Origin of the sequence: Rhodoferax lithotrophicus, assembly GCF_019973615.1 — a bacterium.
Classification (GTDB): Bacteria; Pseudomonadota; Gammaproteobacteria; order Burkholderiales; family Burkholderiaceae_C; genus Rhodoferax; species Rhodoferax lithotrophicus.
The window spans coordinates 1,956,125-1,969,615 of sequence record NZ_AP024238.1 but is presented as its reverse complement, the minus strand read 5'-3'; the positions used below and the strand labels follow the sequence as shown (position 1 = coordinate 1,969,615).

The window sequence follows — 13,491 nt, the reverse complement described above, 5'->3', positions numbered from 1 at the left end:
GCCCGCCCCTGATTAAAAGGCGGCACAAGCCGCCATGATCCACGCGCTGGCGCATCTGCTCACGAAAGTGAGGGATGCGCCAGCGCGTTTTTGGGTTTAAAGTACGCTGCCTTTTAAAGGGCTTTTTTACTATTCAATTTATAGCTAGTTACGCTTATTTCATAAGTACTACAGCCATATGAATACCTCATATCAGTCTGAACACTGATTCACCGATCCACATCTCACCCGCCCCATCTGTCCATGCAAGACACTCTGCTCCAGCTTCTTCTCCTTGGCATGTGTGTGCTTATCCTGCTGAACCTGGTGTGGCTGCTGCGCAAGCCCAGGCCACAAGCACCGGCTGAACTGCTGCTGCGGCTGGATGCGCTGGAGCATTCCGCCCGTGCCACCTTACAAGCCGTAGCCAAAAATGAGGGGGCACTCGATGGCATGGCACAGCAAATGCGCGGCTTCACCCAAGCCACCACGGCCAGCCTGGAGTCCCAGCGCCTGGCCATCGACGACAAGCTGACGCAAACCGTGGCCGAGTCGCGCCATGGCCGCACCGAGTTACTCACGGCTTTTCAGGGTTTTGAGGGCAAGCTGGAGCAGCGCCTGGGCGGGTTTGAGACCCGTCTTCAGGAACGCTTTGAGACCCTGAGCAACACCACCCGCCAAACACTCACGTCCCTCAAAATCGACATCAATACCCAGCTCGGAGTCATGTCAGGCGCGTTGAAAGACCAGTTGGAGAGCAACAGCAACCAGATCAAACACCAGTTCTCGGCCCTGCAAGAATCAGTGTCACAACAGCTCAGTGGCCTGGTGCAAGGCAGCCAGCAAAGCGCCGAGCAACTGCGCGTGGCACTCAACGAGCGCCTGGCCGCGATTCAGCAGGACAACACCACCAAGCTGGAAGAAATGCGCCGCACCGTAGACGAAAAACTCCACGCCACGCTGGAGCAGCGTCTGGGCGAATCCTTCAAACTGGTCAGCGAACGACTGGAGCAGGTGCAAAACGGCCTGGGTGAAATGAAATCGCTGGCGGCCAGTGTCGGCGACCTGAAACGAGTCATGACCAACGTGAAATCACGCGGCACCTGGGGCGAAATGCAGTTGGGCGCGATCATCGAAAACGTGCTGACCATCGACCAATACGGCAAAAACGTCAAAACCGTGCCCGGCAGCAACGAGCTGGTGGAATTTGCCATCCGCCTGCCCGGCAAGCAGGACGAGCACCCGGTCTGGCTGCCGATTGACTCCAAATACCCGGTGGAGCACTACCAGCGCCTGATGGATGCTTATGACAGCGCCGACAAAGGGGCCATTGCCCAGGCTGGCAATGCGTTCGAGACCTCGATGAAGCTGGAGGCCAGAAAAATCGTCAGCAAATACGTGTCGCCACCCCACACCACCGACTTTGCCATTCTGTACCTGCCCACCGAAGGCCTGTTTGCCGAGGTGATCCGCCGCCCCGGCCTGGTCGAAGCCATCCAGAACGACTGCCGTGTCATGATCACCGGCCCGGCCAACCTGGCCGCCATGTTGAACAGCCTGCAAATGGGCTTCAAGACGCTGGCGATAGAACGTCGCTCGTCCGAAGTCTGGAGCCTGCTGGGCTCGGTGAAAAACGAATTCAACAAATTTGGCGAAATTGTCGAAGCCACCAAAAAATCCATCGACACTGCCGCCGCCAAGTTCAACGAAGTTGGCGTGCGCACCCGGGCCATCCAGCGCAAGTTGCGCGATGTGGAAGAATTGCCGGCCCCGCTTGACCCGACCCAACCCGCCTCCCTGCTTGAAACCTTCGACAATGAATAACCCAACCCCACCGCGCCGCCCAATCCGTGAACTGCCCGACGAGCTGATCAGCCAGATCGCCGCCGGCGAAGTGGTGGAACGCCCGGCCTCGGTGGTGCGCGAACTGGTTGACAACGCGCTCGACTCCGGTGCCAGCCAGATCACCGTGCGCTTGGTTGCCGGGGGCGTGCGCCTGATCAGCGTGGAAGACGACGGCTGCGGCATCCTGCCCGACGAGCTGCCGATTGCCCTGAAACGCCACGCCACCAGCAAGATCGGCAACCTGACCGACCTGGAATCGGTCGCCACCATGGGTTTTCGCGGCGAGGCCCTGGCCGCTATCAATTCGATTGCTGATTGCGCATTGTTATCAAGGGCTACAGGCCAAAATCATGCTTATCTTCTGGAAGGCCAGACGGGTGAGCTCAAACCCGTGGCACGTGCCCTGGGCACCACGGTCGAGGTCAAAGAGCTGTTTTTCTCGACCCCGGCGCGGCGCAAGTTTCTGAAAACCGATGCCACCGAACAAGCCCATTGTGTGGAGGCCGTGCGCCGCCACGCACTGGCCCGGCCCGATGTCGGTTTTGCCATCTGGGCCGACGGCAAACTGGTCGAGCAATGGCGGCGCTGTGGTGAGCGCAACAGCTTGCCCGCGCTGGAGCAGCGCCTGGCCGACGTGCTGGGCAGCGAGTTTGTCGAGCGCTCGGTCTGGGTCGATTTCTCCACCAGCGCCGCACCCGGTCGGCCTGATTACGCCCCAGTCATCAAAGTCTGGGGCCGCGCCGGTATCCCGGATGCCGCCCGCGCCCGCTCTGACTTGCAGTTCTGCTATGTGAATGGCCGCTTTGTGCGCGACAAAGTCATCACCCACGCCGGCCGCAGCGCCTACGAAGACGTGTTACACGGCCAGCGCCAGCCGGTGTATGCGCTGTATGTCGAGCTTGACCCAACGCGGGTCGATGTGAACGTACACCCGACCAAGATCGAGGTGCGTTTTCGCGACAGCCGTGAGGTGCACCAGGCGGTGCGCCATGCGGTGGAAGCGGCGCTGGCCGCACCACGCGCCGGGCAAACCCCGCCCGCCCCGCAGCCGCAGGCCAGCGCCCAGCCAGTGCACACCGTAGCGCCCCCAGTTGATGAGCCAAACAAGCCTCTAGCGCAGACAAGCTATGCGCAAGCAGCTATGCATTTTGAAGCTCCGATGGGCCACCGGGTGAGTGACCTGGGTGCCCTCTGGCAGATCAGCCAGACCGCGCCAGACACCAGCAAACCCACACCACCCGCCATGCCGCAAGCGGCGCAAACTTGGCAAACACCTGAACCAGCCCGATCAGAAGCCCCCCTGCCCGAAGGCGACTGGCCGCTGGGCCGGGCCATCGGCCAGCTCAAAGGCATCTACATCCTGGCGGAAAACGCCCAGGGCCTGGTGCTGGTGGACATGCACGCGGCCCACGAACGTATTGTTTACGAGCGGCTCAAAACCCAATGGGCTGCAGCCAACGCGGCGGCAACCGCCCTGCCCAGCCAGCCGCTGCTGATTCCGGCCACCTTTGCCGCCACAGCGCTGGAAGTGGCCACCGCCGAAGCCCACAGTGCCACGCTGCAACTGCTGGGCCTGGACATCACGCCTTTTTCAGGCAAAACCCTGGCGGTACGCGCCGTGCCAACCACTTTGGCGCAAGGCGATGCGGTAGAACTGGCGCGCAGCGTGCTGGCCGAGCTGGGCCAGCATGAGGCCAGCACGGTGATTGCCCGCGCCCACAACGAGCTGCTCGGCAGCATGGCCTGCCACGGTGCGGTGCGGGCCAACCGCCGCCTGAGTCTGGAAGAAATGAACGCCTTGCTGCGCCAGATGGAGGCCACCGAACGCGCCGATCAATGCAACCATGGCCGCCCAACCTGGCGGCCAATGAGCTTGCGCGAGCTTGATGCATTGTTCATGCGCGGGCGCTAAAAACGCCCCGCTAAGCTGCGCCGATCTGCGGCACCAGGCTGCCCGCATCATGGCCACCTTTGAGGGCGGCAGTGAAGGCCAGCATGCAGTCAATCGGCTGGCGCGCACGGGGAATCAGGGCGGGGTCAACCCGCACTTCATTGGCCCCGGTTGCCAGCACCCGGGCCACATCGGCCAGACCGTTCATGGCCATCCAGGGGCAATGGGCGCAGCTTTTACAGGTGGCGCTGTTGCCGGCGGTTGGGGCTTCCAGAAACAGCTTGCCGGGGTTGAGCGTTCGCAGCTTGTGCATCATGCCGTTGTCGGTGGCCACAATGAATTCCTGCGCATCCATCTCCCGTGCGGCTTTCAGAATGGCCGAGGTCGAACCCACCGCATCGGCCAGCGCCACCACGTGGGCGGGAGACTCGGGGTGCACCAGCACCTTAGCTTGCGGGTGTTCGCGCATCAAACCTTCCAGCTCGAAGGCCTTGAACTCGTCGTGCACGATGCAGGAGCCGTTCCACATCAACATGTCGGCCCCGGTCTCGCGCTGGATGTAGCCGCCCAAGTGCCGGTCTGGTGCCCACAGGATTTTGTGACCCTTGTCTTTCAGGGCTTGCACGATCTCCAGGGCGCAACTGGAGGTCACCAGCCAGTCGGCCCGAGCCTTGACGGCGGCGCTGGTGTTGGCGTAAACCACCACCGTGCGATCCGGGTGGGCATCACAAAAGGCGCTGAATGCATCGACTGGGCAGCCCAGGTCGAGTGAGCAGGTGGCCTCCAGATCGGGCATCAGCACGCGTTTTTCGGGCGACAAAATCTTGGCGGTTTCGCCCATGAAGCGCACGCCTGACACCACCAGGGTTTGCGCGGCGTGATCGCGGCCAAAACGCGCCATTTCCAGCGAATCACTCACCAGCCCGCCGGTTTCTTCGGCCAGGTCTTGCAGGTCGGGGTGCACGTAGTAGTGCGACACCATGACCGCGTTTTTTTCTTTCAAGAGCCGACGAATCTGGTCTTTGAGGGCAGCCCTCTCGGCCGGGCTGGGTTCTACCGGAACCCGCGCCCAGGCGTGTTTGGTGGCACAGACACCACCGTCACCCGCGGCTTGTGGCTGCTCGTAGTCGACTTCTTTCAAGGTGTTTGTCATGTGCCTTCCTTGCTATAAATTTAAAAGCTGCTTATGCTTGATTTTCAAGCGCTTCAGGCATAAAACGCATTGAAAAATCAATGGCTTTCACGTCTTTGGTCAAAGCCCCGATCGAAATACGATCCACGCCTGTAGCCGCAATCGCCTGCACCGTGGACAAGTTGACCCCACCGGACACTTCCAGAATCGCACGCCCGGCGTTCAGGCTCACCGCTTCGTGCAACTGGGCCAGGCTCATGTTGTCCAGCAGCACCATGTCGGCCCCCGCCTCCAGCGCCTCACGGAGCTGCTCCTGGGTTTCAATTTCAATTTCAACAAACTTGGCTTGTGGGGCCACCTGCGCGGCCAGCTTCAGCACAGCCGTCACGCCACCGGCAGCCGCAATGTGGTTTTCCTTGATCAGCACCGCGTCGTACAAACCCAGGCGGTGGTTGGTGCCGCCACCGGTAAGCACCGCGTATTTTTGCGCCAGCCGCAGCCCGGGCAGCGTTTTGCGTGTGTCGACAATCCGCGCTTTGGCCCCTGGCACATCGCGCACCGCTTGCACAAAATCATGGGTCTTGCTGGCCACGGCACTGAGCAGTTGCAGAAAATTCAGTGCGGTGCGCTCCGCTGTCAGCAGCGCACGCGCCTGCCCATGGATTTCAAATACCTGTTGATCCGCCTGGCAGCGGTGGCCTTCAGGCACATGCCAGATGATCTGCGCCGTGGGATCCAGCGCAAGCACCGCGGCCTGCACCCAGGGTTGACCACAAATCACGGCCGATTCACGCGCCAGCACCCGGGCCGTGGCACGGGTCTGCGGGTTCACCAGGCCCGCCGTCAAATCGGCCGCACCCACGTCTTCCAGCAGGGCACGGGCCACATCGGCGCTGGCCAGTTCCGCCACCATGGCGGGTGAAAAATCAGAATGTGCAGTCATGTCAAAAGCTCCAATGGCTCAAAAATTCAGGTTAATACGGCTTGCACGGCCTGCTCTTGGGTAGGTTCACGCCCCATCAGCGCGGCCACCGCTTGCACCGGGGTCAACTGAGCATCCAGCAAAGCCACCACGGCTTGGGCAATCGGCATTTCAACGCCAACCTGGGCAGCGCGCTGCACCACCGTGCGGGCGCTGTACACACCTTCGGCCACATGGCCCAAAGCCGCCGTGGCCTGACTCAGATTGTGCCCCTGTGCCAGTGACAAACCAACCTGACGGTTACGTGACAGGTCACCGGTGGCGGTGAGCACCAGGTCGCCCAGACCACTCAAACCCATGAAGGTGGTGGCCTGTGCGCCCAAAGCCAGCCCGAGCCGGGTCATTTCAGCCAAACCCCGGGTGATCAGGGCGGCACGGGCGTTCAGACCCAATTGCAGGCCATCACACAAACCGGTGGCAATGGCCAGCACGTTTTTCACCGCGCCACCCACTTCCACCCCGACGATGTCCTCATTGGCGTAGACCCGCAGCGTTGGGCTGTGAAAGGCCGCCACCAGTGCCGAGCGTACCGATGTATGCACACTGGCCGCGACCAAGGCGGTTGGTTGGCCACGCGCCACCTCGAGTGCAAAACTCGGGCCACTGAGTACGCCAGCTCTTAAATCAGGAGCTACTTGCGCTTGTATTTCATGGGCTAGAAGGCCAAAACCTTCAGAAGAAGCGGCCTCAAAACCCTTGCACAACCAAGCCACCGGGGCGCGGCAGGCAGCCACTGCCGTCAACATCTGACGCAGGGCGGCCATAGGCGTGGCGATGACCACCAGGTCAGCTTGCGCCAACCCGGCATTCAACAAGTTGACAGGGGTGGCACTGAAGCTCAAGCCATCGGGCAAAACCACCCCGGGCAGATAACGCAGGTTTTCATGCCGGGTTTGCATGGTTTGTACCAGCGCCACATCACGCGCCCAAAGGGTCACCTGATGCCCGGTGCGCTGTGCACTGACAGCCAGCGCAGTCCCCCATGCACCCGCACCAAGCACAATGATTTTCATAGCTGCTTACACACTATCCATAAGCTCCAGAGCACCAAAAGGCTTTGAAATTACTGAGGCAGAGTGGGTTCTGCCTGTGCAGATTGCTGTTGCTCGTACATGGCCTGGAAGTTGATTTCAGACAGGTGCACGGGGGGGAACCCGGCGCGCTGGATCAGGTCAGCCACATTGCCACGCAGGTAGGGATAGACAATTTGTGGGCAGGCAATACCCATGATTGGACCCATTTGTTCTTGCGGTAGATTGCGGATTTCAAAGATGCCGGCTTGGCTGGCTTCCACCAGAAATACCGTTTTGTCCTTGATTTTGGTCTGCACGGTGGCGGTCACCACCACTTCAAATACCCCTTCAGCCACAGGGGCTGCATTCACGCCCAGCTGGATGTCCACGGTGGGCTGCTCTTGTTCGAGCAGGATGGCTGGTGAATTGGGCTGTTCCAGTGAAGACTCTTTGAGGTAAACGCGTTGAATTTGGAAAATGGGGTCTTGGTTTTCAGCCATGGGGGTCTTTCAGTTAAAAAATCGGGAAAATAACTCAGGCAGCTTGCAACAAGGACAGCAAACCGCCCTTGGCATCCAGCGCCACCAAATCGTCACAGCCACCCACATGGGTGCTGCCCACAAAGATTTGTGGCACGGTGCGGCGCTGGGTAATGGCCATCATCTGATCACGCTCAGCGGGGTTCAGGTCAATGCGAATTTCTTCAATCTGCTCAACACCACGGGCTTTGAGCAGTTGTTTGGCACGAATGCAGTAGGGGCAAACAGCGGTGGTGTACATCTTGACAGCTTGCATAAGGTACTTTCAGAGGTTCAGGCTTTTTCAATCGGCAAATTGGCGGTGCGCCAGGCACCCAGACCACCCGAGAGTGACTGCACGTTCTCGAAGCCGAGTTTTTTGGCAATACCCAGCGCACGGCTGCTGCGTGCACCCGACTGACAGACCAGAATCAACGGCAAGGCCTTGTTTTTGACCGCGCCAGCCAATTTGCCTTCGAGTTGCCCCATGGGAATGTTTTTGGCCCCCGCCACGTGTCCCACCGCAAATTCAGCGGGTTCACAAATATCGATGACCACCGCTTTCTCACGGTTGATGAGTTGCACCGCACCATCCACCGTCAGTGCCCCGGGACCTGCGCCGTTGATCATCGGCCACAGCAGCATGCCGCCAGCGGAAAGGGCCACGAGGATCAACATCCAGTTGTCGAGAATAAATTTCAATTGAGAATCCTTGAGAAGTTAAGCTTGAGCCAAGCCGCGCATTTTAGAATGTACTGGCACCCTGAACTCAACCGTCTACGATACCCTGACTCTCAATATGCACAAACTTGTACTCATTCGCCATGGCGAATCCACCTGGAACCTTGAAAACCGCTTCACCGGCTGGACCGATGTTGATCTGACACCCACCGGCCTGGAGCAAGCCAAAAATGCCGGTCGCCTGCTCAAAGCCGAAGGCTATGAGTTTGATGTGGCCTACACCAGTGTGCTCAAACGCGCCACCCGCACCCTGTGGCATGTCCTTGATGAAATGGACCGCACCTGGTTGCCGGTAGTGAACAGCTGGCGCTTGAATGAACGCCACTATGGTGCCTTACAAGGTCTGAACAAATCCGATATGGCCAAACAATACGGCGATGCGCAAGTGCTGATCTGGCGCCGCAGCTATGACACCCCACCACCGGCACTGGAAGCCACCGATGCACGTTGTGAACGCAATGACTTGCGCTACGCCAAACTGCAACCAGATCAAGTCCCCCTGACTGAATGCCTGAAAGACACCGTGGCCCGCGTCATGCCGTTCTGGAACGAAGCCCTGGCCCCAGCCATCAAGCTCGGCAAGCGGGTGGTGGTTGCAGCCCATGGCAACTCGATTCGTGCACTGGTGAAATACCTGGACGACATTTCAGACGACGACATCGTTGGTCTGAATATCCCCAATGGCATTCCCCTGGTTTACGAGCTGGATGACGACCTGAAACCGATTCGCCACTACTATCTGGGTGATGCCGAGGCGGCAGCCAAAGCTGCGGCAGCAGTAGCGGCACAAGGAAAAAACTGATTTTTTCATGCTCTACTGGGAACACTGCGGCCTGCGCAGGGTCCAACTTCTCGAATCAACTCGCTCATAAGCGCTGGAAACACCATGGGTCATAAATTGAAAGTCGCTGGCTGGGTCTCGGTCGGCGTGTTTGCCGGGGCCTTGACCACGGTGTCACTGCAAACCGTGGCACGTGGTGCGCTGGCTCCTTTGCCATTGGAGGAGATCCAGCAACTGGCGGCTGTTTTTGGCATGATCAAAACCAACTATGTCGAGCCCGTGGACGAGAAAAAACTGATCACCGATGCCATCGCTGGCATGGTGGCTGGGCTTGACCCGCACTCGGTCTACCTGGACAAAAAAGCGCTGAAAGACTTCAACGAAGGAACCACAGGCAAATTTGTCGGTGTTGGCATTGAAATTTCTCAAGAAGACGGCTTGATCAAGGTGGTATCCCCCATTGAAGACTCCCCCGCTTACCGAGCTGGACTCAAGCCCAATGACCTGATCGTGAAAATTGATGACACCCCCGTGAAAGGTATGGCGCTGAATGAAGGCGTGAAACGCATGCGGGGCGAGCCCAACACCAAAGTGAACCTGAGCATCTTCCGCAAAGATGAAAACCGCACCTTCCCGGTCACCATCATCCGGGAAGAAATCAAAACACAAAGCGTGAAGGCCAAAGTGATCGAGCCAGGTTATGGCTGGGTGCGCATCAGCCAATTCCAGGAACGCACCGTGGCTGACTTTGCCCGCAAAGTTGAAGACATTTACAAACAAGACCCCAAGCTGAAAGGTCTTGTGCTGGATTTACGGAATGACCCGGGTGGCTACCTGGACGCGGCAGTAGCAATCTCTGCCGCCTTTTTGCCAGCCAACGTGACGGTGGTCTCTGCCAATGGCCAATTGCCGGAGAGCAAGTTCACCTACAAAGCCTCACCACGTTATTACCAGCGCCAGAATGGACAAGATCCGCTCAAGCACCTGGAAGAGGTCACCCATGGTGCGATCAAAACTGTCCCGTTGGTGGTGCTGGTCAATGAAGGCTCAGCGTCTGCCAGCGAGATTGTGGCGGGTGCCTTGCAAGACCACAAACGCGCCCAATTGTTGGGCAACCAGACTTTTGGCAAGGGTTCGGTGCAAACGGCCGTTTGCCTGGATTCAGCGTTCCGCATGGACAACTGCCCCACAGCGGCCCTCAAGATCACCACCAGCCGCTACTACACCCCCAGCGGCAAGTCGATCCAGGCCAAAGGCATCGTGCCGGACGTGATGGTTGATGAAACTGCCGAAGGCAACCTGTTTGCGGCGTTACGCACCCGCGAGGCAGACCTGGAAAAACACCTCAACAATGGTCAGGGTGACGAGGTCAAAGACGCTACCCGTGAAAAAGCGCGTGAAGAGGCTCGTATCAAGCTTGAGGAAGAAATGAAAAAACCGCCCTCGGAGCGCAAGTTGCCAGAATTTGGCACGGTCAATGACTTTCCGCTGATGCAAGCGTTGAATCAGCTCAAAGGCCAACCCGTCATGGTCAGCAAAACACTGGTGGAACGGCCAGAAGAAAAGAAAGAAAACTGAAAGTCGTTCATGCATGATGATGACCTGCTGCGCTACTCGCGCCACATTCTGCTCAATGAAATTGGTATTGAAGGCCAGGAGCGCATTTCTGCAGCGCATGTACTGATCATTGGTGCCGGTGGCTTGGGCTCACCCGTAGCGCTGTATTTGGGCTCTGCCGGTGTGGGTCACATCACTGTGGTAGACGACGACACCGTGGACATGACCAACCTGCAGCGACAGGTGGCGCATACCATGGCGCGTGTCGGACAACCCAAGGTGAACTCGATCCAGGTGGCCATTGAAGCCATCAACCCGAATGTGCAAGTCACCCCTTTGCAAAAACGCGCTGATGCGGCCTTGCTCCATGAACTGGTCGCCCAGGCCGATGTGGTAGTGGACTGTTGTGACAACTTTGCCACCCGGCACACCCTCAACGCCGCCTGCGTGGCGCACAAAAAACCCTTGGTTTCCGGGGCGGCCATTCGCTTTGACGGTCAGATCACGGTGTATGACTCACGCAACCCGCTGTCACCCTGCTATGCCTGCGTGTTCCCACCAGAGGCCACATTTGAAGAAACCCGCTGCGCCACCATGGGTGTCTTTGCTCCTCTCGTAGGCATTATCGGCAGCCTGCAAGCCGCAGAAGCCCTTCAACTGATCAGCGGTGCGGGTCGGCCACTGACCGGCCGTTTGCTGATGCTAGATGGCCGCAGCATGGAGTTCACCGAGGTACGTGTGAGCCGCCATGCCAATTGCCCGGTTTGTGGCCCTAAGGCTTGAGGCTGTACGAGCCATTGGGCTGGGGCTGGTAGCAACTCCCGTTGCGTTGGCGGAAATCCCTGGGGAGTTCGGCCGACAGATTGGCAAAAATCCCTTTTTGCGCCGCTCTGGCTTGGGCCTCCTCTTTTGAATAAGGCCCCAGACTGCGGTGCCAGCGGCTTGACCAAGCATGGCCGGATTGCACCATGAGGCTACCCACATCCTGCGAATTGACACGTACCCGAGCCAGTCCACGGCCATAGCTGTCATGGTATTTGACGCTCACTTGTACATCTTTGTTACCCACCAACTGAACCAGCGCCTCACGTGCCGCAGTACCGCCAGCCTGGCAAATTTCGGGGGCATCCAGCCCTTGCAAGCGCAGTTTGCGTGGTAACTGTTCACCCGATGGTAGAACCCATAAGGTGTCGCCATCGGACACATGGGTCACCTGGCCCCAAAACACTTCTGCCTGACTCCATAAAGGCCACAGGAACCAGCAACAAACCAAGCCACGCCACATACCAAACACCTCCCCAAATTACCCATTGATCACACGCAATTCAACCAAACACAGCCACTTTACCGGCCTGTTTGGAGTAACTTCGCAAACCTGAACCTGTTAGACTTTGTCCGCCCGATATTGAGATAATCCGTCACAATTCCAGTCTGTACTTTCCATGATTGATCTGAAAAAGCTTAAGCTGGACGATGCGCGTGCACTGCTCGAACACGGTGCCCATCAACTCCCGGAACCTGATGAGAGTTCACAGGCGTATTTACAAGCCGTCATTGACAAACTCTGTGAACTATCCCAGAAAGATCCTTTAACTGGTCTAGCAAATCGGCGCTTTTTCAACAATGTGCTGACCCGCGAGATTGAAGTTGTAGCACGCTCAGGCGAGCCCGCTCTTTTGCTGATGCTTGACATTGACCATTTCAAAGCCGTCAACGACACCTATGGTCACCAAGCGGGTGATACTGTATTGCAAGCCGTGGCCAAAACCCTGATCAAATGTGTGCGCCCCATGGACACCGTCGCGCGTTTTGGTGGTGAAGAATTCGTCATCATCCTGCCCAGTTGTCAAGGTTATTACGGCCATCAAGTGGCTGAGCGTATCCGTGAATCCCTCAGCGCCATGAAAATCCCGATTTCTTCCGGGGTAACCATCAAGATCACCATCAGTATTGGCGGCGCTTATGCACCGCGTTGGGTGCGATCAACCCCAGAACTCTGGGTGGATCGAGCAGACTTGGAGTTGTACCGTGCCAAGTCCGAAGGACGCGACTGTGTTTGCATTGAACCTCAACCCATTCTGTCGGTCAGTGCCGAAGAAAAACATTTGTTATTTGGCCCACTCTCATTGGGTGATCCCGCTTGGATCGAAAATCTGGCCAGTGAAAGTTCTGTCGGTTCATCAGGCAGTGCAATGAATAGAGTGAACTGAATATGAACGACATCTTGAATCCATCCCTACCGGAAAGTACACCAGCCAAAGTGCCGCTTAAGCCACTTGGCAAAGTGCTGGCCGTCACCAGCGGCAAAGGCGGCGTAGGCAAAACATTTGTTTCGGCCAATCTGGCTGCTGCATTGGCCAAGCGCGGACAAAAGGTTTTGGTGCTGGATGCCGACCTTGGCTTGGCCAATCTGGATGTGGTGTTGAACCTGTACCCCAAAATCACCTTGCATGACGTATTCACCGGCAAGGCCAAACTGGAAGAAGCCATTGTGCGTGCGCCAGGTGGCTTTTCTGTGCTGTTGGCAGGCTCCGGCATGGTCGAATACTCCCGCCTGACACCCAATGTGCGTGACGACTTTTTGCGCATCATCTCAGGCCTGCTGCCGCACTATGACATTGTGTTGCTCGATACCGGTGCCGGCATTTCTGACGTGGTGTTGTTTGCGGTATCGCTGGCCTCCGAAGTGCTGGTGGTTGCCACCCCCGAGCCGACGTCCTTGACCGATGCTTATGCCACCATCAAGGTACTGGTCGGTGAGCAAAAGCGCAGACTCATCCGCATGGTGATCAATCAGACCGCCCGTATGGGTGACGGGCGCGCCATCACTACCCAACTACAACAGGTGCTGGACCGTTTTGTCGTGGCCAAGCCTGGCGAGAATGTGCGGCTGGTTCACATGGGTGATATTCCGGCTGACCCATCCGTCCGAATGGCCGTGATGAAACGCCAGCTTCTCATGCAGTCTTTACCAGGCTGCCCGGCTGCCTTGGCCATTTCACAACTGGCGGCCAAGCTCCAGGACACCCTGATCACCAAGCGCAGCTGAGCT

At 58.2% G+C, this 13,491-nt stretch carries 14 protein-coding genes; 7 read left to right on the top strand and 7 right to left on the bottom strand.

Annotated elements, in window-relative coordinates:
* Nucleotides 1-243 precede the first annotated feature (243 nt).
* Nucleotides 244-1,803, top strand: a complete 1,560-nt coding sequence (locus tag LDN84_RS09125; RefSeq protein WP_223911467.1) for a DNA recombination protein RmuC — start codon at nucleotides 244-246, stop codon at nucleotides 1,801-1,803.
* Nucleotides 1,796-3,736 (top strand): DNA mismatch repair endonuclease MutL, encoded by a 1,941-nt coding sequence (gene mutL / locus LDN84_RS09120; RefSeq protein WP_223911464.1) that lies wholly within the window; start codon nucleotides 1,796-1,798, stop codon nucleotides 3,734-3,736. Before LDN84_RS09125 ends, mutL begins: the two co-directional genes overlap by 8 nt.
* A 10-nt stretch (nucleotides 3,737-3,746) precedes the next feature.
* Here mutL and nadA read toward each other — a convergent pair whose 3' ends face one another.
* From nadA to LDN84_RS09090, 6 genes are read right to left on the bottom strand one after another with little or no spacing between them, the layout of a single operon-like run.
* On the bottom strand, nucleotides 3,747-4,868 hold the full coding sequence (nadA, locus tag LDN84_RS09115) for a quinolinate synthase NadA (protein ID WP_223911461.1): 1,122 nt from the start codon (nucleotides 4,866-4,868) through the stop codon (nucleotides 3,747-3,749).
* A 31-nt stretch (nucleotides 4,869-4,899) separates the two neighbouring features.
* On the bottom strand, nucleotides 4,900-5,790 hold the full coding sequence (nadC, locus tag LDN84_RS09110; RefSeq protein ID WP_223911458.1) for a carboxylating nicotinate-nucleotide diphosphorylase: 891 nt from the start codon (nucleotides 5,788-5,790) through the stop codon (nucleotides 4,900-4,902).
* A gap of 26 nt (nucleotides 5,791-5,816) precedes the next feature.
* Nucleotides 5,817-6,842, bottom strand: coding sequence for an NAD(P)H-dependent glycerol-3-phosphate dehydrogenase (locus LDN84_RS09105; RefSeq protein ID WP_223911455.1), 1,026 nt, complete (start codon nucleotides 6,840-6,842; stop codon nucleotides 5,817-5,819).
* Nucleotides 6,843-6,892: 50 nt separating this feature from the next.
* Nucleotides 6,893-7,342 (bottom strand): protein-export chaperone SecB, encoded by a 450-nt coding sequence (gene secB, locus LDN84_RS09100; RefSeq protein WP_223911452.1) that lies wholly within the window; start codon nucleotides 7,340-7,342, stop codon nucleotides 6,893-6,895.
* 34 nt (nucleotides 7,343-7,376) lie between these two features.
* Nucleotides 7,377-7,637: a glutaredoxin 3 gene (gene grxC / locus LDN84_RS09095; protein ID WP_223911449.1), complete on the bottom strand. Its 261-nt coding sequence runs from the start codon at nucleotides 7,635-7,637 to the stop codon at nucleotides 7,377-7,379.
* A gap of 17 nt (nucleotides 7,638-7,654) precedes the next feature.
* On the bottom strand, nucleotides 7,655-8,062 hold the full coding sequence (locus LDN84_RS09090; RefSeq protein ID WP_223911446.1) for a rhodanese-like domain-containing protein: 408 nt from the start codon (nucleotides 8,060-8,062) through the stop codon (nucleotides 7,655-7,657).
* A 97-nt stretch (nucleotides 8,063-8,159) separates the two neighbouring features.
* Between LDN84_RS09090 and gpmA the strand changes: the two genes are divergently transcribed.
* The 3 genes from gpmA to LDN84_RS09075 all read left to right on the top strand — a co-directional run bounded on the left by gpmA (nucleotide 8,160) and on the right by LDN84_RS09075 (nucleotide 11,222).
* Nucleotides 8,160-8,903 carry a 2,3-diphosphoglycerate-dependent phosphoglycerate mutase gene (gene gpmA / locus LDN84_RS09085; protein ID WP_223911442.1) on the top strand — a complete coding sequence of 248 codons (744 nt, stop codon included), beginning with the start codon at nucleotides 8,160-8,162 and terminating at the stop codon, nucleotides 8,901-8,903.
* A gap of 84 nt (nucleotides 8,904-8,987) precedes the next feature.
* The gene (gene ctpA / locus LDN84_RS09080; protein WP_223911439.1) at nucleotides 8,988-10,460 is read left to right on the top strand and encodes a carboxyl-terminal processing protease CtpA; all 1,473 of its coding nucleotides are present in this window, start codon (nucleotides 8,988-8,990) and stop codon (nucleotides 10,458-10,460) included.
* A gap of 9 nt (nucleotides 10,461-10,469) precedes the next feature.
* Nucleotides 10,470-11,222: a HesA/MoeB/ThiF family protein gene (locus LDN84_RS09075; protein WP_223911434.1), complete on the top strand. Its 753-nt coding sequence runs from the start codon at nucleotides 10,470-10,472 to the stop codon at nucleotides 11,220-11,222.
* On the opposite strand, the gene LDN84_RS09070 is transcribed toward LDN84_RS09075, so the two are convergent.
* Nucleotides 11,212-11,667, bottom strand: coding sequence for a thermonuclease family protein (locus tag LDN84_RS09070; protein WP_223911430.1), 456 nt, complete (start codon nucleotides 11,665-11,667; stop codon nucleotides 11,212-11,214). The two genes, LDN84_RS09075 and LDN84_RS09070, sit on opposite strands and share 11 nt — an antisense overlap.
* Before the next feature lie 214 nt (nucleotides 11,668-11,881).
* On the opposite strand from LDN84_RS09070, the gene LDN84_RS09065 reads away from it, so the two are divergent.
* Both LDN84_RS09065 and LDN84_RS09060 read left to right on the top strand, forming a co-directional pair.
* A complete protein-coding gene (locus tag LDN84_RS09065) occupies nucleotides 11,882-12,649 on the top strand; it encodes a GGDEF domain-containing protein (protein WP_223911426.1) in 768 nt (255 codons plus the stop codon).
* Between the two features lie 2 nt (nucleotides 12,650-12,651).
* Nucleotides 12,652-13,488: a MinD/ParA family protein gene (locus LDN84_RS09060; RefSeq protein WP_223911422.1), complete on the top strand. Its 837-nt coding sequence runs from the start codon at nucleotides 12,652-12,654 to the stop codon at nucleotides 13,486-13,488.
* Nucleotides 13,489-13,491: the final 3 nt, after the last annotated feature.